The sequence below is a fragment of the Candidatus Culexarchaeum yellowstonense genome, from assembly GCF_024707025.1.
In the GTDB taxonomy this organism is placed as follows: domain Archaea; phylum Thermoproteota; class Methanomethylicia; order Culexarchaeales; family Culexarchaeaceae; genus Culexarchaeum.
The window spans coordinates 1-24,404 of sequence record NZ_JANGFQ010000018.1 but is presented as its reverse complement, the minus strand read 5'-3'; the positions used below and the strand labels follow the sequence as shown (position 1 = coordinate 24,404).

The following is a 24,404-nucleotide window of genomic DNA, read 5'->3' as shown; positions in this document are numbered from 1 at the left end:
TTGGTTCCGTTATAGATGAAGCTCAAGTTGAAAAGTTAATAAATATTTTGATATATGCTCAAGCAGCCAAACATTCAATTTTCGTTATAGGTGCAGGTAGATCTGGACTTGTGGCAAGAGCCTTCGCCATGAGATTAATGCATCTAGGGTTTCAGGTATATGTAGTTGGGGAGACAATAACCCCAGCGGCTGGGAAGGGGGATGTACTACTGGCAATATCTGGCTCTGGTAGTACTGGAATAGTGGTTGATGTTGCTCAAGCAGCGAAGAAAGTTGGTTGCACGGTTATAGCCATAACCTCACATCCAGAATCACCTCTAGGTCAATTGGCAGATCATGTGGTCTATGTTCCCGGTAGAACTAAAATATCAGAAACTACCGACTACTTTTCTAGGCAAGTACTGGGTTTACATGAACCATTAGCTCCACTTGGAACGCTCTTCGAAATAGCTGCCACAATATTTCTAGAGTCCTTAGTGGGTGAGCTTATGAAGAGATTGGGGAAAACAGAAGAGGATTTAAAAAGTAGGCATGCAACTCTTGAGGGGCTATGATTTTGCTCCTTTACAATTACCATTTTAATTGGTGATTTAATTGCAAAAGGACACTCTTGCTCGACCATCATGGGATGAATACTTTATGAAAATCGCCCACATAGTGAAGGAAAGATCAACATGTTTGAGAAGAAATGTTGGCGCTGTACTAGTTAAAGATAAACATATTCTGTCTACTGGATATAATGGTGCCCCAAAGGGGTTGCCTCACTGCTCTGAAACTGGATGTTTAAGGGATAAATTGAATGTTCCCTCTGGTCAGAGACATGAGCTTTGCAGAGGAGTTCATGCAGAGCAAAATGCAATAATACAAGCTGCTGTTTTCGGGGTTAGCACTCGTGGTGCAACATTATATGTTACTGATTTCCCCTGTTCTATATGTGCAAAGATGATAATAAATGCCGAAATAAAGGAGGTTGTTTACGATTCTCCATATGAAGATCCCGTCTCCATGGATTTATTGAAATCCGCTGGAATCATTGTAAGGCAATTCCAAATAAAAACAAACTAATTACAATTTCATTAAAGTAAAGGATAAAGTTTATAATGTTTTCATTGATAAATTCTATTTGAGGTGTAATTAAAAGTGAAAACCTACATTAAAATATATGGACCACCAATATTGGAAGCTTTAAAAGCTTTGGAAAAAGTTGCAGTCGAAGTCTCTAAAGAATTGCCCAAAGTACTATTCTATGACACTCTTGGTGGAACAGCATTATCACGGGATGATGCTGTGTCAATAATTATTGAAAAGTGGGGGGTATCTGATGAGGAAGCACGTGTACACTATGAGAACATGATAAGTAAAAGTGGATGGACTCTCGGTGATTATGACTTCTACTTTGAATGGACTGTTCCACCAACCTTTGAGCAATTAAAGTTACTTATATCTAAGATTGATGAAGCTTTAAAGCCTCTTGGATGCAAGTATACAATAACTACGAAATAAATATTCCAATTTTTAAATAAAAACCAATCTTCAAATTTCTCCTTTTTTATGGGGGATTAAAGAAGATGTTGCATCGCATATCTCATATTTAGTAAGTCTGAACATGATCATAATTTTTTCCAACTATGTATGAATAGAGATGTACTTGGGTTTTCCATTGAGATTTAGCAGTAATTCTTAAATTTCTGGTTCGTATGTTAGCAAAGTAGACTTCTTTTAAACATATTTCTAAGGCTTTAGTTGTTTCACTTTAAATGTGCTTTAGCATCTAGATATGCGTCAATGCTTTAATTTTCCTCTACTGTGCTTTTTCACTACACCTAATCTATTGATTAACTTCCCTATAATTGCCTTCAATAATTCTAGCCAAAGCTTTTCTATAGAGGTTTGGATCTCTGTGAAAGATATTTTTCCGCTTGCTCCAATTCTTTCAATGTATTTATTGGTATCCAATCATCCTTATCACTTGCATATAGAGTTAAACTGTACAATTTACCCATTCTAGCTAGTTCTGGTAATACTGTTGCCTCATATTCTACTGCCTCTTGCCTCCCTATATCTATGAGTTCATCTATTAATTGGTATACTTCTGGTTCAATTATGCACATTCCTATATGTGTTAATATGTTTAATTGTGGTTTTTCCACAAATCTTTTTATTCTTCCAACTTCATCTATTTCAGCCACGCCATAGGGGTATGTTGTTGAAGTTATCAGTACTGATGTGGCGAGAATGCCATATTTCTCCACACCATATATGTGTTGTGCAAGTAACATTAATGGTAAGAATCTGTTTAATTTCAAATCGTCTGGGAATGTTATTAGTGCTCTCTTATCTCTTTCTATAACCCCATTTATTAGTGCATTTTTCAAAGCTTTCCCCTTACCCACTTTCTCAACATTTGGATCCATCGAATATCGTATTTCAACCCCCCATTTCTCCCCATTACCTGCATACTCAATAACTTCTTCACCTAAATGGCCTATTAGTAATTTGAACTTCTTGAATCCACAATTCCTATATAATTCTATTTCTCTTTCAAGTAGTGTTTTACCAGCAACTTTTATTAATGCCTTATTTACATTTTGTAAACCCATCCTCTTAGCCTTCCCCCCTACTGGCATTACTACCTGTGTTTTTTCCGCTTCCTCCATTAACTCCTTTAATGTGTTCATATTACCCACTCCATTTACAATAAATTTTATGGAGTATAATTTATTTTTAGAGCTTTTGGATGTTGGGAATTGGTTTTCAGTAAAGTTTAAAAAAGACTTTGACATCTTACTTTTTGATTTTGAATTGTTGAGGAGGGTGCTGTAATTGGTTAAGTATAAGACTACTGAGCAGATTTTGAAGATAATGGATGAGCTGGATAATGTTAGGAATATTGGTACTTTGGCTCATGTGGATCACGGCAAAACTACATTGTCAGATTCTCTTCTAATGGCAGCTGGACTTATTTCGCCTAAGGTTGCCGGTAAAGCTTTGGCTTTGGATTACGTGCCTATAGAGCAGATGAGGCAAATGACTGTAAAAGCGGCTAATGTATCTCTTTACCACGAGTATAATGGCAATGCTTATCTAATTAACCTCGTTGATACTCCTGGTCATGTTGATTTTACTGGTCATGTAACTAGATCCCTTCGAGTTATGGATGGAGCCATAGTCGTTGTTGATGCTGTTGAAGGTGTTATGACGCAGACGGAAACTGTTGTGAGGCAAGGGTTAGAGGAGCGTGTAAGACCGCTGTTATATATTAATAAGATTGATAGGTTGATTAGGGAGCTTAAATTAACTCCTGAGGAAGTTCAACAAAAACTTATGGAGATAATTAGGGATTTCAATAATTTAATTGAATTATATGCTGAGCCTCAATTTAAAGATGCTTGGAAAATTAATCCATTGAAGGGTCAAATGGCATTTGGTTCTGCACTTCATAAGTGGGGTTTAACGATACCTATTGCTCAGAAGGCTGGTATCAAATTTAGTGAGATAGTTAAAGCTTATGAGAAGGGGGCTGAGGAAGTTTCCCAGTTAGCTGATGAATTCCCACTGTATAGAGCAATTTTAGATATGGTTGTTCAGCATATTCCAAGTCCAAGAGTTGCTCAGAAGTATAGGATACCAAAGATTTGGCGTGGTGATATTGATAGTGAAATAGGTAAATCTATGCTTAATTGTGATCCAAAGGGGCCATTGGTTATCTGTGTAAGCAAAATGGTTGTTGATCCACATGCAGGTTTAGTGGCTACTGGAAGGGTTTTTAGCGGCACAGCTACCAGTGGCGATGAAGTATATCTTATGATGGCTAAAAGTACTGGTAGAATTCAGCAAGTTGGCTTGTACATGGGCCCATATAGGGAGGTTGTGGATAGAGTTTTGGCTGGGAACATTGTGGCTTTGCTTGGATTGGATAATGCAAGGGCTGGGGAAACTGTGGTTGGCATTGATTATAAGGATTCCATGGTTCCTTTCGAAAAGTTAGCATATATTAGTGAGCCTGTGGTTACAGTGGCTATTGAGCCAAAGAAAAGTGCTGATCTGCCACGTTTAGTTGACACTTTAAGGAAAATGGCTATTGAAGATCCCACTTTACATGTCAAGATAAATGAGGAAACTGGAGAATACCTTATCAGTGGTATGGGAACTTTGCATCTTGAAATTGCCTTATGGGATTTACGTCAAAGAACTGGGGGTATGGAGGTAGATGTGTCACCACCAATAGTGGTGTATAGGGAGAGTATTAAGGGGTCTGCTGGACCTATTGAAGGTAAATCTCCAAATAAGCATAACCGTATATACATTAGTATTGAGCCATTAGATGAGGTGACTATGAAGTTGCTTAGCACTGGTGCTGTGTATGAAGATCAAGATTGGCGTGTAAGAGCTAAAATTTTACGTTCTGAAGCTGGGTGGGATGCTGATGAAGCTAGGGGTATAATGGCCATAGATCAGTATTTGAACATATTTGTGGATGTAACAAAGGGTATTCAATATTTAAGGGATATTAAAGATACTTTGATTTCAGCTTTCAGATGGTCTATGGAGGCAGGTCCATTGGCTCAAGAACCTATTAGAGGTGTTAAAGTCAAGTTAGTGGATGCAATGGTTCATGAAGATCCAGCTCATAGGGGTCCAGCCCAAATAATGCCAGCGACGAAAAACGCAATTTTTGCAGCTTTCTTATCTGCCTCTCCAATACTTTTGGAACCTATTCTAAAGTTGGAAGCTAAAGTGCCTCAAGAGTTTGTTAGTGGTTTGCTCCGTGTCATAACTTCCAAGAGAGGTAAAATAATATCTATGGAAGATCAGAGGTTATTGATGTTTGTTAGATGCCATATACCTGTTTCAGAAACCTTTGATTTATCTGATCAGATTAGAGGTGCAACACAGGGTAGATGTTTCTGGAGTACTGAGTTCTCCCATTGGGGTGTAGTTCCTCAGCAACTTGCTGAAGAATTGATTAGACAGATTAGGAAGAGGAAGGGGTTGCCTCCAAATCCGCCAAAAGTTGAGGACTTCCTTTCACCATAACCATCCATATTTAGAAAAACATTTTCCAACTTCCTTTCTCATACAAATTCATTGGTAGACTTTTCTCCATTTTTGATTTATAATCTATTAACCCCATGGTGCAATCTTTTATTATACCTGCCCTTTTCATATTAATCAATGCCTTATTTAATTCCACTATTTGATCGAATGGTATGTAGAAGTATACTGTCGCCCTATTATCCTCTAAGTTTGCTAACACTCTACTGGAGAAGGGTTTCCCCTCTAATGAGGCCATGAAGCTATTCATATTCTTTCTACTTGTGAATTGAATATGTCCCAGAATATTTATTGATATGTTTTCTGGGAATAGCTTTAATATTGCTTCATAACCTTCAATGATATCATATTTCACTAGATGTTTGTAGTAGTGGTATCTGACAGTTGGTGGAGTGACGCCCATTTCATTCGCCATTTCTTTGAATGATGTTTCTGCATCTTCCTCAAGTTTTTGAATTATAAATACATCTGGTTTATCTAGCACTACAAATTCTCCCATTTTTGGTACGGTGAAATCTACCTCCCTACTGCCTAGAACTACTTCGTCCATCCATTCACTCCATTTAAACTCCCATCTTCTTTCTTCATCGTTAAACCAATCTACATTTGGCTTGGGGTTTATGTCTATTGGATTTGTATTCATGTATACTATTCTTACACCAGCTTTCTCACTAACATTCCTTACATATCTATTGAAGTCATTTATAGCTTCTTTTGGTATATTGAAGTATACGTGCCAGTAGGTGTCCATCTGCACATAGTATTTCTCTATATTTCTCCAATATTCAATGCCCTTTAAATATGATTCTAAGCCAGGTTCTTTCCCCATACCCTCGTCTTTAAATATGATTTCTATGGGTTGTAGCCCCATGTTTACCACGTTGACTTTCACTTTTAGTTTTAGTATGTTCTTGCTTGTCAGTTTATCATAGTAGTAGTGTACTAGTGCGGGTGACATTCCAGTTTTCTTTGCAAGTAAAGATAAATTATTAGTTCCTGTTTCATGTAGTGCCTTTATTATCTTCTGGCATGTTTTATCTATTGCCTTTGAATATTTTCTGAAAGTTGGGCTTTCTCTCCAATCAAACATTGTACTCAACTTCCTTATTTTTTATTTTGCATATTTTTAAATTTTTCCTTTTTCTTTTTATTTTTCATGGGCTCAGAGTTAGCTGGTTCATCAATATTCAGACCTTACACGCATCATCATAGCCTTAAACAGATTATATTCCCCTTAACTTTTAATATTAGTGTTAACATTTTTTAAAGGAGTTTCCATTTTGTATCTCAGTATTGCAGCTATTCCTCCAATTGAATTTAACTCTCTCCCAGCTTCGCTTTCATCTGATATTATCCTAATTTCCCCATTATATTTCTCAACATTCCCTATTACTTCTTCAAGTTTCTCCCTTTCTTCATCATAAGTTTTGAGTTTTCTATTTAATATGAGTAGTGTCTTTATAATTCCAATTTTTGATGCGTTGTATACATCGTTTAATCCATAGATTGCCATTGACGGTTCTTTTATGAGTATTTGTAGATATTCTCCCATTATTTTATTGTCTTCAATCATTTTTATCTTCTCAAGAGCTTTGGTTATGCTTTCTCTCTTTATGGTTTCATAAAGTCCTCTTACTCCTCCGTTTGATGTATCTTCACTTATTATTTTTGGTTTCTTTTTCAACCCCTTTATATCTTCCAGTATCTTTTCAGTTAATTTCTCTCTCATGTAGCTTATTCCGGAAATTACCAATATCTCTATATCCCTCCTTTCTATGATTTCCATAACTTTCTTTGAAATTTCCCTTAATTCTTTATCCACCTTTTCTTCCCTTGCTTCTGCTTCCCTCTTTCCTGGGATTTTGAGTTGCATTTCAAAAATTATTTCCAATCCATAACTTCTCAATATCCCTGCGGCTACTTCTTCATCGTCAATTGATATTATCAGAACTTTCTCGCTTTTTCCACAGCTTCTCTCTATCTGATTTATTATGTATTTTTGCCACTTACTCTTTTTTATCTTTATTTCATCTGAAACTTTTACGTTTATTGTGTGGTGGCTTCCTAGGAACCCGTATTCCTCGTATTTTTCTGGATGGTATATTATTGTGCCGTGAATTCTAAGTCTATTTGTGAATGGTTGGAATTCCACTTTATTTACCTTTATTCCAATGTACATGCTCTTTCTTACGCTTTTATTTCCCATGTTTATTTCTCTAGTTGTTCTAGCGTATACTTCATCGTCTCTATCGATTATATTGTGGAGTAACCAGAGATCATCTTCATCTTCTATCTTTAATACCATTTCCCTACTTTTTTCGTCAAAATTTATTATTCTCATTTCCCTTCCGCTTTCTTGTCTTCATAATCTTGATGGTTAAATTTTAAATTTTCCATATTATACATTGATTTAGATTGATTTGAGGGTTATGTTGGATTTGAATAGGGGATTGGCATTTGGCTGGCTTTTAAGTAGTCTTGATATTCCGCAAAACTATTATTCTAATACCGAGTTTTATCCAGATTTATCTTATGGGTATGATCTCGTTTCAAATTATCTTTTCTTCATGGTTCTTATGGATTACTCCTTTTCGGGGTCGATATTTTATGGTTATGTTGATGGTAAATACTATTATGGTTCTAGATTATTTTGGCGTTTGGGTAAATTGATTTTTGATGAAGACCCTAAATTCTTCTCCCTTGAGTATACCTCCAATTTAGATAGAAGTTTCTTTGAGAGAATGTTTAATTATGGGGAGATATATGGTTTTGAAACTATTGATGTTGATCGTAGGATTAAGATGGTTAGGGATGTTGCTAAAAGGATTATGTCTGAATATGGTAACTCGATTCTAGATGTAGTTTATGCTTCCTCAAACTACTTGTACCGTAATGGTTCTGGGTTCATTGAGAGATTGAAGAAGTTTATGGGTTTTGATGATCCTGTTGAGTATAAGGCTTTACTTTTAGCTAAAATGTTATTTAGGAAGGGGGTGACATCATTTAATGATTTTGATAATATTCATTTTCCAGTTAATGGTTCTATCCTACCATTTATTTTGAGGTGTGGCTTGATACATTTGGATGATGAGTTCATGAATAAAATTGTGCAATCCCAGTTAACCTTCTCCGAAGATTATGCTTTGAGAATTCGCACAAGGGAGTGTTTAGATTTCGTTTCTAAGGTTTCTGGTAGAGAACCTATGGTTATACATGACTTCCTAGATCTATTCACATCCTATTGTTGCACATCTCAAAATATTAATTGTGTAACCCATTACTGTAATGGATGCCCCTTATCGTCATTTCTAAGTTGTGGAGGGGAATGCTTTTTGAAGAGGATCTGCAAGTATTGTGGTAGTGATTTGGCTAGTAAAATACGAGAGCCTAGTTTTAAGGGGAATGTTTACTATTAGGAGGGGGTTGAAATTGAATAAGTTTTTCAATATTGGCTTATCTTCTCTCTGCTTTATATCAAAGGATTTTGATTATGCTTTAAATTTCATAGCTTCTTCTGGAATTTCACTTTGGGAGGTTGTGGATGACGGTTTGCATTTCCTTGACTCTAGTAGAATTAAAAGGATGCTGGCTCTTTCATCACCCCTAAATATGACTTTAAGTTTACATGCCCCATACACTTCAGTTAACATTTCAGCATCAAATTATAGGGCTAGAAGGTTTAGTATGGATATGTATAGGGAGTCTGTGGAACATGCGCATCAGCTGGGATGTAAATTCATAGTTTTCCATCCTGGGTTGCTTGATTCCTTTACATATCTGTTTAGAGATTTAAATGAGCCTATATTAGATGGAATAAACTTCCTCTTATCGATTGGAGATTTATGTAGTGATTATGGGATAACTCCATTAATAGAAAACTTGGCAACTGATAGATCCACAATACTTAAGGTTGAAGATTTCAAAAGTTTCTTTAGCAAATCAAATAGTTTTAAGATGGCATTGGATATATCCCATGCCCATGTTATGAATTCTTTCAATTCATATATTGATTCTCTACGTGATAGGATAGCGTATTTTCATATTAGTGGTAACGATGGTTTAGCTGATAGGCATTGGCCTCTTGATATGGGTACTCCGTTTTGGAAGGATTATCTTAAAAGGGTTTTAAATTGCAATTTGAGTGGGCCATTGATAATAGAAAATCTCTCTTACTCTGCCTCGTTAAAGAGTTTGAATGTTTTGAAGCTATTTTTTGGAAGTGAAGTTTCCACGTAATCTTTCCATGTCGCCATATAAGCTTATTAGTTTTCTGTATTCTTCTTCATCATAGAATTTACATAATCCCGCAGTATAATCCTTTGCCACTTCTATACAGAATCTTGTGGCTTTCTCTAAGCTATTTATATATGTTGCTCCAGTTGCACATCCAGCTACTGGTACTTCTGCTGTTATTGCTACTCCAACCACTGGGGATTTTGTGGCGATCCATGGTTGCATTATGCTATTTATGTGATATATGCCTTCCACATATGGTGTTATGTCTTGCATGGTTATTGGAACTATATATGCTCTATGTCCAGTTACTCTCTCATATATATTTATCAGGTCATCACTTACCTTTAGGATCCAGCCGTTGAGAACTGTGGGTGTTATTGCGAATCCCTCCACTTTTATTAGTCTGTTCCCCTTAGTTGCATCCACTGATAGTATGGCATCCATTCTCTCGTCAACTTCGTTTATGATCATGGTGTTCATGTCGATCGGGGAGTCCATGAATGGTACTGGTTTATGTGGTTTTGTGGGTGCATTTGGACATATATGTGTTGTTATTATTACGTCCCCCATAAGTTCGTCTCCTTTCATGATTAGGTCAGCTAATTTCATTGCAGATGCTATTGCCACTATTGCTCCATCAGCATCTGAAACTAGGCCAATCATTTGTGGTCTTGCACCTATCCCTCCAAGTCTTCCAATTATTCCCAATGTGGGTTTGTTTCCACCCCTCATCTTCCCCTCTTTACCTGGGATCAAAACTTTTATGAAGTCTGTTTTCCCCCTCTTCCCCTCTACGCTCTTTACTTCCACATGGCTTAATCCTCTTCTATTCATTTCCTCCTTTATTTTTATTCCATTTATCTTTGAATCTTCAAGTATGTCTATAGCTTCCAATACCTGTTTAAAGCATGACATTATATTTCACCTCAATTAAGTTTTAGTTAACATTTAATTAATTGTTTCCTTCCACTTTACTTATATCTTCAAATTTTGTTTCAGAAGCACCTTCCCTAAGATACCACTTAATTTTATCCCAATCTATCAATTCCAATACTATTTTTCTAAGATGCTTTTTAAGTTCCTCTGATGTCTTTTCATATCCAATTCTACTTGAATTCCAGGTTACGAATGGTGTGTTGAATTCTGCTTTGATTAGTTTTATGCTATTGTCATCGTTTACTTCAAATTTTACGTATCCTAATTCTTTAAGGTAGCATAGGTCGTTGGGGCATAATATGTCTATTTCAAGTGCTTCCTTCCTTATGAATACGATCTTATACTGCTTTGGGTCTCTTATTATTGTTCCACATGGGCATTGTATGCTCTCTTCATTGCTCATAGCGTTATACCTATTTTTCAATAATGGAAGTATTATAAATAGTTTTTTAAATGGGCTTTGGTAAATTTTATTTCTATGGTTAACTACATTTTTATTGTTGCGGCGGTGGTCTAGCCTGGACTAGGACACAGGCTTGCCGAGCCTGTTATCCATTTTTGGACGGGAAACCCGGGTTCAAATCCCGGCCGCCGCACTAATTTCGATTGTCTAGTGTATTGTAATTAATCTTTATTTAGGGTTTAGTGGATATACTTTTACTGATGGTGGTATAGCTTTGAAGTTGATGATGGGTCCATCTTCTCAAGGTCTTGGTAGACGTCTTTCAATGCTATTATCATTGGATTTGGTTAATTTTGAATGGAAGATTTTCCCTGATGGTGAAAGTTATTTTAGATTGTTATCTAAGGTTGATGATTCTGTGGTTTTAGTTCACTCGCTTACTCCACCCCAAGATAAGAGGATTGTTGAGCTATTCTTCCTCTTGAAGCTACTAAGTGATTATAGGGCTAAAGATATAATTTTGGTTATACCTTACCTTGCATATATGCGTCAAGATAAAAGGTTTCTTGATGGTGAAATAGTAAGTGTTGAAGTTCTTGCAGATTTGCTTAAAACTTATGATATAGATAGGTATGTGTTTGTGGATGTTCATAGTGGGGAGGTATTAAAGTTCTTTGGAAATAGGGCGATGGAGGTATCTGCCTTCCCACTTATTGGTGATTTCCTTTCAAAATATCATCTTATAAATCCAATAGTTATAGCTCCAGATGCTAAAGCGTTTAAGTATGCGGAAACTGTTGCTAAGATTATTGGTGCTGAGTCTGATTACATCGTTAAAAGGAGGGATAGGAGTAGTGGGGCTGTGGAGTCTGAGTTGAAGGAGTTTAATGTTGGTGGTAGAGATGTTATATTGGTTGATGACATAATAAGTACTGGTGGAACTATGATTAACGCTATTAAGATTTTGAAAGAGCATGGAGCTAATAGGGTATTCGCTTGCTGTACGCATGGACTCTTCATTGGCAATGCTGTGATTAACATGTTTAATGCTGGTGTTTATGATATAATTTCAACCGATACCATCGAATCATATTATAGTAGGGTGTCGGTTGCCCCCGCCATAGCATCTGCAATAAAATCCATTATTAAATGATGCTTATGGAAAACTTCTTCTTAAGATTATCTTGTGAACATCCATCACTTCCAATGGCTGAAGTTAAAGCTATTTTGGAGGCTGAGCGAATACCATATACATTGAATTCATCTCTCCCATGTGTTTTCAGGTTTTCATCATTAAAGGAATCCATTAGAACGATTCTCAAAAGGTCTAGTATGTCATTTTTTGGAGCTAAGGAGCTGGTTTTCTGTAATGCGGATTATGATAGTATTATTAAGGCTTGTAGGGATGTTGATTGGTCATTTCTGAATGGTAAGAGTTTTCATGTGAGGGTTCATAGGGTTCTATCATCCTCTGCTAATTTATCCACTAGAACTTTGGAATCTATGATCGGTGAGATCATTTATAAAAGCCTTAATGGTTCTGCACGGGTTAAATTCGATTCTCCAGAGGAGATTATCGTTGGTATTTTGAGTGGTGGGAGCTTCCTCCTAGGTGTCCTCCTCGGGGAGTCTTGTAGGAGAGATTTTCACTCAAGATGGGTTGGAAATAGACCATTTATCCATCCAAGCTCATTAAATCCAATAATATCTAGGCTTTTTGTGAATTTATGTAGAGCTAGACCTGGAGGATTATTCTTCGATCCATTTTGTGGTTTTGGCGGATTTTTAATAGAGGCGGCTCTGATCGGATGTGAAGTCGTTGGATTGGATATTGATATAAAGATGATTAGGGGTTGTCTAATCAATTTAAGGTACTTCAACATCAAAAATTACAATTTAATATTGGGGGACGCTAAGCATTTACCATTCAAGTCTGTGAATTTCGTCGCCACAGATCCTCCTTATGGTAGAACTGCTTCCACGAAGGGTATGAATCTAAAAAATTTAATTAAATGTTTCTTACAAGACATATATGGCTTAATGTCTAAAGATGGTTACATTTGCATTGCCGCCCCTGAGAATGTGGATCTTAAAAATATTGGTTTAGATGTGGGATTTAAGTTGGTGGAGTCCCATGTCATGAGGGTTCATAAAAGTTTAATTAGAGAAATCTGTGTGTTCAAAGTGTAGGTGGAGGTTTATGAGCGTGAAATTGATATTCCTCGGGACTAGTGCAGGTCTTCCAACGGTTAAGCGTGGGCTTTCATGTATTGTTCTTAAGTATCATGGTGATCTTTTGATATTCGATTGTGGTGAGGGTGCTCAGAGGAATATGATGATTGCCGGTATAGGTTTCCCTAAAAACCTTAAGATCTTCATAACCCACATGCATGGTGATCATGTCTTAGGGCTTCCAGGTCTCCTTCAAACTCTATCTTTAATGGATAGGAAGTATGATGTGTATGTGTATGGACCTAAGGGGATTGTAGATTTCATAATGAAAGTTAAGGAGCTTCTTCAATTTCAAATATCATATGATCTGCATATCAGTGAGGTTACCCCTGGAATAGTGGTTGAGGAGAGGGATTATGTGGTTAAAGCTACTGAGGCTATGCACTTTCAGCAAAGTTATGCGTACTCCTTTGAGGAGAAGCCAAAGCCTGGCAGGTTTCACCCAGATAAGGCTTTAGCACTTGGCGTTCCAAGGGGGCCTTTGTGGAAGATGTTGCAGGAGGGTAAATGCGTACTAAATATGTTCGGGGAACCCGTCTTTCCACATCAAGTTATGGATCCACCTAGGGATGGCATTAAAATAGTTTTCTCTGGGGATACACGTCCATGTGGGAGTGTGCTAAATTTAAGTATGAATGCAGACATCCTTATTCATGATTCAACCTTCGATGATTCCTTAATTGATAAGGCTATTTCCGATATGCATTCCACCGCGGGTGAAGCTGCTGAAATTGCTTCGAAAGCCAATGTTAAGTTGCTTGTATTAACACATATAAGTGCGAGGTATTCATCTTCCCCTGAAGTGTTGCTTAAGCAAGCTAAGGAGAAGTTTAGTAATGTTATTGTGGCTGAAGATTTTCTTGAGTTATCAATTTCAAAGAATGCTGTTAGTTTAAGACGTTTAATTGACCCTATGAAGTAAGCTTATCTATTAACTCATTTATCTCCTCCTCACTATCGCATATCACCTCTATAGTTATAGGTCCCAGCGGGGATTCCCCTTCCCGCTGGCAGAATGATGCATGCCCCATGTATGCTGCTTGTTTGTTCAGATATATTGTCATGCTAGTTCCAATAACTGATTGTTTCATAACATTTCTTGCGGCGGTTAGTATCCTCCTCCTCTTCAATGATTCATGCAATTTTAATAAGCTTTCAATTCCACTACCCTCAGCCACAATGTATTGACTTTCACCCCTACTTTCAATTTCAATTTTTTCCGGTGTCATTAAGTTTAATAATGCCCTCTTAACCTTTTCCACATCTTCTGTTGGTTTAACTTCAACTATCGCTTTAACCCTTATCATTTTGAATAACCTTCCTAAAAACCTTTAGCGTGTTTTTCTTTAAATCTTCCAAGGTCCCCTCATTTATAATCATTTCATCTGCCAGAGAAATTACTCTACCTATTCCAACATCTAATTCCCTTAAATCCCTTTCTCCAAACTCCTCCCAGCTTTTTGGGTCATCGCTCCTCCCCCTCCTGGATAGTCTCTCATATCTGGTTTTAGGTGATGAATGTACGGCTACTATCTTTACATCTCCCACCTTTCTGAATTCTTCAACTTCTTCTAAGCTTCTCACACCTTCCACCAATACTATCTTTGAATTTAACTCTTTGATTTTATCCACACATCTCTTTGCTATCACATTTGCTCCCATCTTCTCCCGCAATTCAATCATCAATTTCCCAAGATTTTTAGGTGTGGGTTCAATACCTCTAATTCTTGCTTCTTCCCTTACAACGTCCCCCATTACTATTACTGGTATTCCCATTTCCTTAACAATTTCACTTATAGTTGTCTTCCCAGATCCAGGCATCCCTGTGAGGCATATTATCAGCTTTATATGTCATCCCCCTTAGATATTTATTAAAAGTTTATTTAGTTTTTCTCCCTATCTATTTGAGGTGTTAATTTTGTCGCTTGTTAGGGCTTTCATTGCCATCGACATTGATGAAAGAATAATTGATGAATTGGTTAAAGTTCAAGAAGCCATGGCTTCAATGAATCTCGATATAAAATTTGTTGAAAGGGAAAACATTCATTTAACTTTAAAATTTCTTGGGGAGATAACTGCCGATAGGGTTAATGGGGTTTGTGATGTGATGAGGGGGTTGAAGGCTTCCCCATTCACACTTGAGGTTAAGGGTTTAGGGGCTTTCCCCTCAGTTACTAGGCCTAGGGTTGTATGGGCTGGGGTTGGTGATGGGGGTAGTAATGTTATTGAAATTTATCGATTTCTTGATTCTGGACTGCGGAAATTGAATTTTAAGTCTGAAAGTGAGGAATTCATTCCCCACATAACTCTTGGGAGACTTAGGAGTGATAGGAATGTACGTTCACTTTCGAGCTTCCTTATGAATTACGGTGAAAGAGTTTTCGGTAGCTTTACAGTTACATCGGTGTGTTTGAAGAAGAGTGTTCTCACCCCCCGTGGACCCATATACTCAAATTTGTATGAGGTTAAGTTGGTGTAGGTTTATGGGTTTAGATGAGGTTTTATCAAAGGCTTTGGAAGTTTTAAAGCCTAATGCTGATGAGAGAGTTAAAATTGAGAATTTATTGAATCGATTAATGGATGAATTGAAACGTGGAATTAGGGAGCTTGGATTAAATTTGAATGTGGAGGTTGAGGGGTCAATTGCGAAGGATACTTGGCTTTCGAAGGAGCAAGATATTGACGTCTTCATACTCTTCCCGAAGGGTTATGATAAAAATGAGTTTAGGAATGTATTGTTGAACTTGGCAAGAAGGGTTGTTGGGGATAATTTCATTGAAGCTTATGCTGAACATCCATATGTGGAATTGAATTATGAGGGTGTAAGAATAGATCTCGTTCCATGCTTGAAATTGAATTCTGTGGATGAAGCTAAAACCGCTGTTGATAGAACACCATTCCATACGGCATACGTGAAAGCTAATCTTAGTGAGAAGGCTAAAGATGAAGTTAGATTGCTTAAGGGGTTTATGAAGGGGATTGGCTGTTATGGTGCTGAAATGAAGGTTAAGGGTTTCTCTGGATATCTATGTGAATTACTGGTATTATATTATGGGTCATTCATCGATGTTTTAAAGAATGCAATGAATTGGAAGCCCTTTTCTACGGTTATAGATATTGAGGGATATTATAGTAATCCCAAGGAGGCTATTAGAATATTCAATGCTCCATTAATAGTGATAGATCCTGTGGACAGAAGTAGGAATGTTGCTGCCGCATTATCGATAGATTCCATGTCCAAATTCATTTCAGCATCCAAACTATTTATTGAATCGCCGAACTTGAAATTCTTCTTCCCAGAACCCATAGAACCACTCTCTAAAGATAACATAATCAGCGAATTTAACGCTAGAGGGAGTGACTTAATATTTGTAATTACAAGTTGCCCAAAGGTTCATAGTGAAATTCTTTGGGGGCAATTGTATAAGACTTTAGATGGTTTGAGGAAGCTTCTCTTAAATTTTGATTTCAATGTCATCAATTATGATGTTTGGTCTGATGAGAAAAGTGCAGTTGTATTCATATTTGAATTGGAGCATTCAAAACTTCCAAATATAAAGAGGCATGTAGGCCCACCCGTATACATATTTGATGAAGCAGATAAGTTTCTAAGGAAATACTTAAATTCCCCCAATGTTTTCTCTGGACCTAAAATTGAAGGTTTTAGATGGATTGTATATTTGAAGAGGAAATATGCTGATGCTAAGCAACTCTTATATGAGAAGATGAAAAATGCAAAAATGGGGAATCTCATGAAATCATTATTAACAACAAACCAGACAATTTTGAGGAATGAAGAGATACTTGACTTCTACTCCAACAATAGGGAATTCGCAATTTTCTTAACAAAATATCTTAAGGGGGCATATCCCTGGCTAACTAAAGTTTAAATTGACTTGGTGGGGCCGCTGGGATTTGAACCCAGGACCACCAGCGCCCCAGGCTGGCATCCTAATCCAAGCTAGACGACGGCCCCACCAATATACATGCTATACTTTATTTCTGATGCTTATTAAATTGTTTTCTTACAGTAATAAGTTTCCTTAAATTATTCAACACCATTTCCCTTATCTCTGATGGCCTTTTCATTTCAGCTATTATCTCGCCATTTCTTATAATTTGTTGAAGCATCGGCTTCATTTCTGTGTTTCCACATACTGGGCATTTTTCCACCCTTTCATTCATCAGTGTAGCTACATCTGTTAAACAGTTTTGGCATCTCCAAACTTGTTTCTTACCACTAGCTTTACCCCTCTTCGCAATAGGCTTCCCCTCAACTTCAACTATATCCAATGCAAAATCTATTGTTCTTGCATTTGATATGCTTGTTCCAACGCCAAATACGTCCACTCCCGCCTTACTTAACTCTATTACACTTTCCTCATCTAACCCTCCTGAAACCATTATCTTCACGTTTTTGTACCCTCTCACATCCAACTCCCATCTAACTTCCCTAACTATGGCGGCCATATCTCCCCTCCTTGAACTTGGCGTATCCAACCTTACACCATAAAGCTTTCCCCCTAGAGTTTCAATTGCCATTATGGCTTCAATCTTTTCGTCATAGAATGTGTCTATCAATGCTATTCTCGGAACTTTTTCATCAATAATTTCATCAAATTTCCTCCAAGCCTCTCTCTGGTCTCCAATTATTATGATCAGTGCGTGTGGCATTGTTCCAACAGGTTCCTTGCCGATAAGTTTCGCCCCACTAACTCCAGAAACTCCATCTGCTCCTCCAATGTATGCAGCTCTATCTATCATTGGCGCTAAAGCCGGGTGCATCCTCCTTATACCAAATGAGTATATTGGTTTGAAATCTGCAGCTACTTTGATATGTGCTGCTGCTGTAGCTATTCCTGAAGCTTGACATAACAATCCAAGTATTGCCGTTTCAAGGTGTCCAAAACTTCCATATTCACCTTCGATCACCATTACTGGCTCCCTTATACCATTATATGTTAATGGATAGAATATACTTCCTTCCGGCATTGCATAAACGTTTACTGGTATACCTTCAAGTAGATACATCTCTTCCTCCATCCCACATATTATTCCCCAATCCCAACCCTTTGGTAACCCCCCAGTGGTTACCTCCATAACTACCCTCGTCTTCTCCTTTCCTATAGTCTTTAATACTTCCATTGTTCTCTGGAAGTATACGTCCGTTGTCCCCCCACTTTTTATCTCTTCTGGGGATGCTACATGGAATTTTCGCATAATCCATCACTAAATATTCCAATATTTTGATAAAACCTTCCTAGCCTTCTTTATTAATATTTCTACAGTTCTCTTCTCAGCGGCATTCAATTTTGGATCTCTCTCCAGAACCATCCAATAGTTGCCTTCACACATAGCTTCCAAGGTTTTTAATATTGAGTATGGCATGTATTTCAAATCATATCCCCCCTCAAGTAACGTTATAATTTTCCCATTATTTACTTTTCTTGCACACTTCACGATTTCCCTCATGAATTCATAATATGTCTCCGTTGTGTACATTAAATCTGAATTCTTATCATGCCAATGTCCATCATATCCAGCGGACACCAATATCATTTCAGGCTTATACTCTTCCATTATTGGCAGTATAACTTCCTTTAAGCATTTAAAAGCCATAGTACCTGTTGATCCTGGTGGAAGAGGGATATTTATCTTATACCCCTCCCCTTCACCCACACCTACCTCCCTAAAATCTCCAGTTCTTGGATATAATGTCCTACCATCTTGATGTATTGATGCATAAACAACGTTAGGGTCTTCATAGAATATTTTTTGTGTTCCATCACCATGATGTGAATCAAAATCAAGTATTAAGACCCTCTTAAACCCCATTTTTAAAGCCTTTTTAGCTGTTACGGCAACGTTATTTATTAAGCAGAATCCCTTCGACCTATCATGCTCGGCATGATGTCCCGGAGGTCTACAGAGTACAAAAACCCTCTTAAAAAATCCCCCATTTACCAATTCGAGGGCTCTTAACCCACCTCCAGCCGCTAGCAATGCCACATCATATGAGTATTTTGAAACTACAGTATCTGGAGCTATCCTCCCTCCTCCCATGGATGCTAGACTCTTTATTCTACTCAATAAATTCTCAGAATGCACTTCCAACACTTCTTCTTCAAGAGCCCTTCTAGGTTTTAAAATTTCAACGATTCTATCTTCATATATTTTCGCATTTTCTAGAACCTCAAGAGTCCTAATCAGCCTTGAAGCTCTCTCAATATGCCTACCAGTCTCATGCTTCAAATACTCCTCAGCATATATTAGAGCAACCCTCTCCACATCTCCCCCTATAATTCTATTTTAAGATTTATCTTTTACACCTATAACCAGTATAGGTTTGAAATATCTCATAGAGATTTTTATTTTGGGATCCCATTTGGGTGATAAGGAGATACTAGCAAAATTGTTTAAAATGGAGAGTTCAATAGAAGAAGTTAAGATGGATGTTGCATATATAAAGAATGCTATTTCTGAGCTTATAGATTTCATGAAATCAAACTCCATTGGAAATGAATTGTTGCAGAGAGACATGATAATATACGAATCTCTCACGGAATTGAAAATAATTTTAAATGAAATTCTAGATGTGGTATGCGGAAAACTTGAAATTGAGAAAAAAAGGATTTAAATTTTATTTTTTTAGTACACTGCACTTATCTTAAAGTCGAATATGCCTCCATCATAGAATGCCAATGCCCTATATACATTGCCAAGCTTCCACAGCTGCGTTGATGATGTTATTTCAAAGTATATGGTTGCTGTGCAACCTTGCGGTATTAACAACTGGTTATTGGAGATAGTTACATCCTTCGTAGATCCGTATACATTTCCATTACTTGGAGTCTGATCTTGCAGGTATATTACTGCATTATTGCTTGTGAAGTTTACAATAGCTTTTTGCCCCTCGGTGTCTATTGAAATGCTACTTACTTTTATGGTTGTAGTCCCCATGTTTCTTAGTACTATTTGTATTCTTGCTTGATTTGTGGATGGGTTTAGAATTATTTTTGAGTCTGATGCATCTATCTTCACTATGTTCATTGCGCTTCCAAACCATCCCATCATGGTTGATGCATATGCTACTGCCATTCCAATGGATACTGCTAGTAGTATTATTGAGACCATTATTGCACTTATTCCTCTACTGTTACTCATTTAACCCCTCATCTTATGGTTTATGTGGGTATATATTGATGTGTTCTCGTATGTTAAGTTAATTTTCATATATTTTTATTTTAAATTATTACGTCAAATTGTTTTATTGCAAACAATGCTATTGCTATTGGTATGCTAATTTCACTTAGTGCTTCTTCATATGTGAATATGGCTTTTTCAATTCCATATCCCTTCATTTTAGCAATTTCCTCTCCACCATTCTTTGTGATTATTATTTCCTTACCCCATCTCCTTCTTATCAGCATTTCTTCCCCCCTATATATTGCTTTTATTGGTTTCATGAATCCCAGCCTGTATGCTTCGAAGACTTTCTCGCCACCATTATTTATTATGAATCCTGGCATTTTGTATGTCCTGAATATTATGGTGTATTTTTCGGGGCAGTTTACATCGTATATTGGTTTTATTATGCTCTTCCTCTTCGCTTGCGCTATTCTCTGCTTCATTCCCTTAACTATTTTGTATACGTCTATGGGTGGCTCTATGTTGCTTAGAGGTTTATGGTATTCTAGTAGTAGTGCTTTCTCAAGTTTTATTTGGTATTCTTCCACTCTCTTTACATCTTCTTTGCCTATGTAGTAGCGTTTTATTTTTTCATCGAACTTTATTATCCCCTCTTTTGTTAGCATATTTAGAATAGCGTTTATCTTCCTTATTTCCCCCCTTTCCCCTATCTCTACACCTATCTTTTTGGAGGTGAATGTTAATTTCCCCTTCGTGGTTTCTCTTGATATTTCCCTCTTTAAGTAATCTAGGATTTTATATGTTAGTTCTGGGTTGCTCAATTTTCATTGCCACCATTATGTTCTTTAGATTTCTCTCCATGTTTGTCTTCATATCATTTAATTTGCATACTTCTTCTTCGAGGTCATTCCTCCTCTTTATTAGAATGTTGACTTCCCTTTCCAGTCTTTCCCTCTCCTCCTTTAACTCTTTAACCCTATTTTCAATTTCCCTACTCTTCTCTTCTAAAACTTTTAAGTATGTTATTCTTGAGTTTGTTAGTTTCATTATTTCCTCGTACCCCTTTATTTTTTCAATTAATGTGTTTGTTAGCTGTGTGAGTAGCTTCTCTCTTTCAATTAATTCTTCCTCCCTCCTTTTAATCTTCTCTTCATATATCGTTGCTTCCTCCAGTTTCCTTTTGCTTTCTCCCTCTCTCCTCTCTATTTCATTCATTAATTTGTTTAATTCAATTTTTGTTGCTGCTGTTTTATCTATAATTTCTTTATATTCTTCCAGTAGTCTTTTTACATCCCTTTCCATTTCTCCTATTTCCTTTTGCATCATGGTTATTGTGGATATATTTTTTAATGCGTTTACTTCTAAATCCTTTATATTTATGACATTCTTCATGACTTCCTGATGTATTGTTTGTATACTATTTATTTTGTCTGCCAATGTTTTCATGTTTGTATCTACGTTTTCTCCTATTTTTAGCAATTGTTGCATTACACTATCGATGCTCTTCCTTAATTCATCTATATTACCTATAAATTCCCCCTTTACATTTAGGTTTCTAAGTGTGGATATTATCTCCCTCATCTTTTCAGCTTCATTAATAGCTTCCTTTACTTTGTATATTCCTTCATTTATGGCTTTTATACCTTCACCAATTTCATCTAGTCGAATGCTTTTTAATTCCGCTTCAAGCTTCATTATTCTACTGGTGTTGTCATTTACCTTCCCATTTATTTCACTGAGTATTTGCATTATCCAATCAATCTTTTCCGATAATTCTTTTGTACTGGGTTTAAACATACTTCACCTTTTTGCTATATGTTTTGGTATTAAAATGCTGTTGTAGTATGTATGGCGTTTATATTGCATGACGTTTTTGGTTTTAAATACGTTATTTTCACTTCTAATTTTGGATGAGAGGGGATTTGCGGATAATGTTATTTAAACGTTTCTTTAAGCGTGGGTCTTCATATATGGAGTATCCTGCTAATTTTAAGATTTTTAGATCTAAGGTTCCAGTAGATGCCACGATACTTGCATCGTATAAGGTTTGTAATGATCAGGTTAATGTGGTTATTGTAGAAAATGATGGTGAAGGGTTATACATGGTGTTTGAACCTGAGCTTATGGATTTGGAATTGAAGGTTTACAGGGAATTGTCTAAGATATTGCGATTTGAATTTAAGATGCCCCCTACTTTGGATTCTAATGTCGACTTATTCAGTTATATACATGAGCAGATACTTAGGGTGGCTGAGAATTATGGATTTAAAGACCTTTATGAATTAAGTTTGAATCGTGTTGCATATTATATAGCTAGAGACTTGGGTTATGGTTATATTGAGCCGTTAATTCAAGATCCGGAGATTGAAGATATTAAATGTGTTGGTCCAGATACTCCATTTATGGTTTGGCATAGGAGGTTTGGGCATCTGGATTGGCTTACAACTAATATCGTTTTAAATGAATATGAGTTGAATTCACTGGCTTCTAAGCTTACACACATGTGTGGTAAGCATGTCTCCATAGCTTTTCCAATAGTTGATGCCATACTACCTGATAGGCATAGGGTTTCAATATGCTATGGAAGGGAGGTTAGCGCTAAATCCACAAACATTTGCATCAGGAAGTTTAGGGAGAAACCCTATACCGTTATGCATTTAATATACGATTTCTCAACGTTAAGTCCTCTTATGGCTTGCTATTTATGGTTGCTTATTGAAAATAGGAAGAACATATTTATACTTGGGGGTACTGCGAGTGGTAAGACAACCCTATTATCCGCTTTGAGTGCATTGTTTAAACCAAACTGGTCTGTTGACTCCATTGAGGATGTTCCTGAAATTAAAATTCCAGTTAAGGGTTGGGAGCCACTTATAGCTAGGCATGCATACTTTATGGATGATAAGCAGTTTGAGATTTCACTTTTTGATCTTGTTAAGGTGGCTATGCGTAAAAGACCTGACTACATTGTGGTTGGGGAGATTCGTGGTGAAGAGGCTTATGTATTGTTTCAAGCTGCAGCTACAGGGCATGGATGTATGTGTACAATGCATGCTGATTCAATAGCTTCTGCGATTAAACGCCTATCCTCCCCACCTATGAATGTTTCCCCAATATATATTCCATTAATGAACTGTGCCATCGTGTTGAAGAAGATTGAGGGTTTTAAGAGTGTTAAAAGGAGGGTTGTGGGCATTTATGAGATAAAGTCCCCTGAAGATTATGTTGAAGTTTTCAAATGGATTCCAGCACGTGATGTCTTCGTACCATCAACTATTGATTCACTTTTATCCTCAAGCTTCCTTATAAGGCAGATTGCTGAGGAGAGGGGGGTTTCAATGAATGATATTTCACGTGAATTGAATGTTAGGTTGAGGTTTCTTGAGGATTTGCATGTTCATGGTATACGTGAATATGATGATTTCATAGATCGTCTTAGACTCTTCTATTATTCGAGGGAGTCTGAGGTGATTAAGGTTGCTTTGGAGAGGTAGAATGATTCAATTAACTCCCATATCCCTATCATATAGGATTTTCGGCAACCTTGCAAACGTAATTTCTCGTAAGCTTAATTTAAATGAAATTATAATTCGTTCCGGTTTGAAGATAAGTCCTCAAGGGTATTGTTCAATCTTCCTATTCTACCTCCTACTAATAATTTTACCAGCATCCACAATTGCATCAATCCTTCTTCTAACGTTATTTTCGTCATTTCTATTTTTAATACTGCCACCCCTCTGCATGTCTTCTGCATTTCTAGTCTTCTATCTCTATCCGAGAGTTAGGATGTCTTTACGTGCCAGTGGTGTTGAATCCGAGCTTCCCTTCATATCCACTTATTTCAGTATGCTGAGTTTATCCCATGTCCCAATATTTAGAGGGTTTGAAAGTTTATCTTCACAAAATGTTTTTCCATGGTTTAAATTTGAGAGTGAAATCTTCCTAACTGATTATAAGTTTTTCAGTAAAGATCCCATGCAATCAATGAAGTTCTTAGCTTATAATCATCCATGTAAAGATTTTAGGGATTATCTCGATTCATATATTAGGTCTGTTGAGAGTGGTGGTTATCCATCATCTTCTTTAATGGATTACACACTTAAATTGGGTGAGCGGCTTTCAAGTAAGCTTAAGCATTTCTCCAGTGATGTGAGCATATTTGGCGATCTCATAGTAACATTGTTCCTCTTCCTACCGCTCGGATTAATTGGCATATTTATGATTATGAATCCATTTAATGCATTGTTATTCCTAAAACTTTATACCTTCATCTTTACTCCATTAATGGCGTTTTCGATTTTCATAATAATTGATTCTAGCCAATTGAAATACCCATTTAGGTTTGGTAATTATAAGCGCATATTGCTTTATTCAATTCCCCCCTTTGTCTTGA

Annotated in this window: 26 protein-coding genes and 2 tRNA genes; 15 read left to right on the top strand and 13 right to left on the bottom strand. The window is 36.8% G+C overall.

What is annotated here, in order from left to right; all coding sequences use genetic code 11:
- The 3 genes from hxlB to MRT15_RS04445 form a co-directional block, all read left to right on the top strand.
- The coding region (hxlB, locus tag MRT15_RS04455; protein WP_304328310.1) for a 6-phospho-3-hexuloisomerase at positions 1–554 on the top strand (554 nt) is incomplete at its 5' end.
- 40 nt (positions 555–594) lie between these two features.
- Positions 595–1,065: a cytidine/deoxycytidylate deaminase family protein gene (locus MRT15_RS04450; RefSeq protein WP_304328308.1), complete on the top strand. Its 471-nt coding sequence runs from the start codon at positions 595–597 to the stop codon at positions 1,063–1,065.
- Positions 1,066–1,140: 75 nt separating this feature from the next.
- Entirely contained in the window at positions 1,141–1,503 is a 363-nt protein-coding gene (locus MRT15_RS04445) for a hypothetical protein (RefSeq protein ID WP_304328306.1), read from the top strand.
- Positions 1,504–1,880: 377 nt separating this feature from the next.
- Here MRT15_RS04445 and MRT15_RS04440 read toward each other — a convergent pair whose 3' ends face one another.
- Complete coding sequence (locus tag MRT15_RS04440) at positions 1,881–2,678, bottom strand: sugar phosphate nucleotidyltransferase (RefSeq protein WP_304328304.1); 798 nt, start codon at positions 2,676–2,678, stop codon at positions 1,881–1,883.
- A 145-nt stretch (positions 2,679–2,823) separates the two neighbouring features.
- Here MRT15_RS04440 and MRT15_RS04435 point away from each other — a divergent pair, with 145 nt between their 5' ends.
- Entirely contained in the window at positions 2,824–5,037 is a 2,214-nt protein-coding gene (locus tag MRT15_RS04435; protein WP_304328302.1) for an elongation factor EF-2, read from the top strand.
- Positions 5,038–5,047: 10 nt separating this feature from the next.
- Here MRT15_RS04435 and MRT15_RS04430 read toward each other — a convergent pair whose 3' ends face one another.
- Together MRT15_RS04430 and MRT15_RS04425 are read right to left on the bottom strand one after the other, a co-directional pair.
- Positions 5,048–6,145 (bottom strand): winged helix-turn-helix transcriptional regulator, encoded by a 1,098-nt coding sequence (locus MRT15_RS04430; RefSeq protein ID WP_304328301.1) that lies wholly within the window; start codon positions 6,143–6,145, stop codon positions 5,048–5,050.
- A gap of 144 nt (positions 6,146–6,289) precedes the next feature.
- Positions 6,290–7,396, bottom strand: coding sequence for an mRNA surveillance protein pelota (locus MRT15_RS04425; RefSeq protein ID WP_304328299.1), 1,107 nt, complete (start codon positions 7,394–7,396; stop codon positions 6,290–6,292).
- Positions 7,397–7,487: 91 nt separating this feature from the next.
- Between MRT15_RS04425 and MRT15_RS04420 the strand changes: the two genes are divergently transcribed.
- On the top strand, positions 7,488–8,471 hold the full coding sequence (locus MRT15_RS04420) for a hypothetical protein (RefSeq protein ID WP_304328297.1): 984 nt from the start codon (positions 7,488–7,490) through the stop codon (positions 8,469–8,471).
- Positions 8,458–9,291: a sugar phosphate isomerase/epimerase gene (locus MRT15_RS04415; protein ID WP_304328295.1), complete on the top strand. Its 834-nt coding sequence runs from the start codon at positions 8,458–8,460 to the stop codon at positions 9,289–9,291. Before MRT15_RS04420 ends, MRT15_RS04415 begins: the two co-directional genes overlap by 14 nt.
- Here MRT15_RS04415 and MRT15_RS04410 read toward each other — a convergent pair.
- Positions 9,262–10,206, bottom strand: a complete 945-nt coding sequence (locus tag MRT15_RS04410) for a DUF1177 domain-containing protein (RefSeq protein WP_304328293.1) — start codon at positions 10,204–10,206, stop codon at positions 9,262–9,264. The two genes, MRT15_RS04415 and MRT15_RS04410, sit on opposite strands and share 30 nt — an antisense overlap.
- 37 nt (positions 10,207–10,243) lie before the next feature.
- On the bottom strand, positions 10,244–10,630 hold the full coding sequence (locus tag MRT15_RS04405; RefSeq protein ID WP_304328291.1) for a hypothetical protein: 387 nt from the start codon (positions 10,628–10,630) through the stop codon (positions 10,244–10,246).
- Positions 10,631–10,729: 99 nt separating this feature from the next.
- Between MRT15_RS04405 and MRT15_RS04400 the strand changes: the two genes are divergently transcribed.
- The 4 genes from MRT15_RS04400 to rnz all read left to right on the top strand — a co-directional run bounded on the left by MRT15_RS04400 (position 10,730) and on the right by rnz (position 13,784).
- A tRNA-Gly gene (locus MRT15_RS04400) sits at positions 10,730–10,823 on the top strand.
- Positions 10,824–10,913: 90 nt separating this feature from the next.
- The gene (locus MRT15_RS04395; RefSeq protein WP_304328314.1) at positions 10,914–11,783 is read left to right on the top strand and encodes a ribose-phosphate diphosphokinase; all 870 of its coding nucleotides are present in this window, start codon (positions 10,914–10,916) and stop codon (positions 11,781–11,783) included.
- A 5-nt stretch (positions 11,784–11,788) separates the two neighbouring features.
- On the top strand, positions 11,789–12,820 hold the full coding sequence (locus MRT15_RS04390; RefSeq protein WP_304328289.1) for a methyltransferase domain-containing protein: 1,032 nt from the start codon (positions 11,789–11,791) through the stop codon (positions 12,818–12,820).
- A gap of 10 nt (positions 12,821–12,830) precedes the next feature.
- Complete coding sequence (rnz, locus tag MRT15_RS04385; protein ID WP_304328288.1) at positions 12,831–13,784, top strand: ribonuclease Z; 954 nt, start codon at positions 12,831–12,833, stop codon at positions 13,782–13,784.
- Here the strand turns inward: rnz and MRT15_RS04380 are convergent.
- Both MRT15_RS04380 and MRT15_RS04375 read right to left on the bottom strand, forming a co-directional pair.
- Positions 13,774–14,169 (bottom strand): RNA-binding domain-containing protein, encoded by a 396-nt coding sequence (locus MRT15_RS04380; RefSeq protein WP_304328286.1) that lies wholly within the window; start codon positions 14,167–14,169, stop codon positions 13,774–13,776. The two genes, rnz and MRT15_RS04380, sit on opposite strands and share 11 nt — an antisense overlap.
- Entirely contained in the window at positions 14,156–14,698 is a 543-nt protein-coding gene (locus MRT15_RS04375) for an AAA family ATPase (RefSeq protein WP_304328312.1), read from the bottom strand. The genes MRT15_RS04380 and MRT15_RS04375 overlap by 14 nt, the downstream gene beginning before the upstream one ends.
- 82 nt (positions 14,699–14,780) lie before the next feature.
- Here MRT15_RS04375 and thpR point away from each other — a divergent pair, with 82 nt between their 5' ends.
- Entirely contained in the window at positions 14,781–15,341 is a 561-nt protein-coding gene (gene thpR / locus MRT15_RS04370; RefSeq protein WP_304328284.1) for an RNA 2',3'-cyclic phosphodiesterase, read from the top strand.
- 4 nt (positions 15,342–15,345) lie between these two features.
- Positions 15,346–16,752 carry a CCA tRNA nucleotidyltransferase gene (cca, locus tag MRT15_RS04365; protein WP_304328282.1) on the top strand — a complete coding sequence of 469 codons (1,407 nt, stop codon included), beginning with the start codon at positions 15,346–15,348 and terminating at the stop codon, positions 16,750–16,752.
- Positions 16,753–16,759: 7 nt separating this feature from the next.
- Here cca and MRT15_RS04360 read toward each other — a convergent pair.
- From MRT15_RS04360 to MRT15_RS04350, 3 genes are all read right to left on the bottom strand, one after another.
- Positions 16,760–16,838 (bottom strand) — tRNA-Pro (locus tag MRT15_RS04360).
- Positions 16,839–16,858: 20 nt separating this feature from the next.
- Positions 16,859–18,082, bottom strand: coding sequence for a nicotinate phosphoribosyltransferase (locus tag MRT15_RS04355; RefSeq protein WP_304328281.1), 1,224 nt, complete (start codon positions 18,080–18,082; stop codon positions 16,859–16,861).
- 9 nt (positions 18,083–18,091) lie between these two features.
- On the bottom strand, positions 18,092–19,150 hold the full coding sequence (locus MRT15_RS04350; RefSeq protein WP_304328279.1) for a histone deacetylase: 1,059 nt from the start codon (positions 19,148–19,150) through the stop codon (positions 18,092–18,094).
- A gap of 97 nt (positions 19,151–19,247) precedes the next feature.
- Here MRT15_RS04350 and MRT15_RS04345 point away from each other — a divergent pair, with 97 nt between their 5' ends.
- Positions 19,248–19,499, top strand: coding sequence for a hypothetical protein (locus MRT15_RS04345; RefSeq protein ID WP_304328277.1), 252 nt, complete (start codon positions 19,248–19,250; stop codon positions 19,497–19,499).
- Between the two features lie 11 nt (positions 19,500–19,510).
- Here the strand turns inward: MRT15_RS04345 and MRT15_RS04340 are convergent, their stop codons facing one another.
- The 3 genes from MRT15_RS04340 to MRT15_RS04330 form a co-directional block, all read right to left on the bottom strand.
- A complete protein-coding gene (locus MRT15_RS04340) occupies positions 19,511–20,026 on the bottom strand; it encodes a hypothetical protein (protein WP_304328276.1) in 516 nt (171 codons plus the stop codon).
- A gap of 80 nt (positions 20,027–20,106) precedes the next feature.
- Complete coding sequence (locus tag MRT15_RS04335) at positions 20,107–20,832, bottom strand: hypothetical protein (protein WP_304328274.1); 726 nt, start codon at positions 20,830–20,832, stop codon at positions 20,107–20,109.
- Complete coding sequence (locus tag MRT15_RS04330; RefSeq protein WP_304328272.1) at positions 20,807–21,808, bottom strand: hypothetical protein; 1,002 nt, start codon at positions 21,806–21,808, stop codon at positions 20,807–20,809. Before MRT15_RS04330 ends, MRT15_RS04335 begins: the two co-directional genes overlap by 26 nt.
- Before the next feature lie 173 nt (positions 21,809–21,981).
- On the opposite strand from MRT15_RS04330, the gene MRT15_RS04325 reads away from it, so the two are divergent.
- Both MRT15_RS04325 and MRT15_RS04320 read left to right on the top strand, forming a co-directional pair.
- Complete coding sequence (locus MRT15_RS04325; protein WP_304328270.1) at positions 21,982–23,505, top strand: type II/IV secretion system ATPase subunit; 1,524 nt, start codon at positions 21,982–21,984, stop codon at positions 23,503–23,505.
- On the top strand, positions 23,489–24,404 hold a 916-nt coding region (locus tag MRT15_RS04320; RefSeq protein WP_304328268.1), incomplete at its 3' end, for a type II secretion system F family protein. The genes MRT15_RS04325 and MRT15_RS04320, both read left to right, overlap by 17 nt.

Coding starts and splice junctions, on each gene's coding strand:
- MRT15_RS04425 (WP_304328299.1), bottom strand. CDS start 7,396: ATGAGAATAATAAATTTTGACGAAAAAAGTAGGGAAATGGTATTAAAG.
- MRT15_RS04440 (WP_304328304.1), bottom strand. CDS start 2,678: ATGAACACATTAAAGGAGTTAATGGAGGAAGCGGAAAAAACACAGGTA.
- MRT15_RS04340 (WP_304328276.1), bottom strand. CDS start 20,026: ATGAGTAACAGTAGAGGAATAAGTGCAATAATGGTCTCAATAATACTA.
- MRT15_RS04355 (WP_304328281.1), bottom strand. CDS start 18,082: ATGCGAAAATTCCATGTAGCATCCCCAGAAGAGATAAAAAGTGGGGGG.
- MRT15_RS04330 (WP_304328272.1), bottom strand. CDS start 21,808: ATGTTTAAACCCAGTACAAAAGAATTATCGGAAAAGATTGATTGGATA.
- rnz (WP_304328288.1), top strand. CDS start 12,831: ATGAGCGTGAAATTGATATTCCTCGGGACTAGTGCAGGTCTTCCAACG.
- MRT15_RS04380 (WP_304328286.1), bottom strand. CDS start 14,169: ATGATAAGGGTTAAAGCGATAGTTGAAGTTAAACCAACAGAAGATGTG.
- MRT15_RS04430 (WP_304328301.1), bottom strand. CDS start 6,145: ATGTTTGATTGGAGAGAAAGCCCAACTTTCAGAAAATATTCAAAGGCA.
- MRT15_RS04390 (WP_304328289.1), top strand. CDS start 11,789: ATGGAAAACTTCTTCTTAAGATTATCTTGTGAACATCCATCACTTCCA.
- MRT15_RS04325 (WP_304328270.1), top strand. CDS start 21,982: ATGGAGTATCCTGCTAATTTTAAGATTTTTAGATCTAAGGTTCCAGTA.
- MRT15_RS04405 (WP_304328291.1), bottom strand. CDS start 10,630: ATGAGCAATGAAGAGAGCATACAATGCCCATGTGGAACAATAATAAGA.
- cca (WP_304328282.1), top strand. CDS start 15,346: ATGGGTTTAGATGAGGTTTTATCAAAGGCTTTGGAAGTTTTAAAGCCT.
- MRT15_RS04410 (WP_304328293.1), bottom strand. CDS start 10,206: ATGTCATGCTTTAAACAGGTATTGGAAGCTATAGACATACTTGAAGAT.
- MRT15_RS04395 (WP_304328314.1), top strand. CDS start 10,914: ATGATGGGTCCATCTTCTCAAGGTCTTGGTAGACGTCTTTCAATGCTA.
- MRT15_RS04415 (WP_304328295.1), top strand. CDS start 8,458: ATGTTTACTATTAGGAGGGGGTTGAAATTGAATAAGTTTTTCAATATT.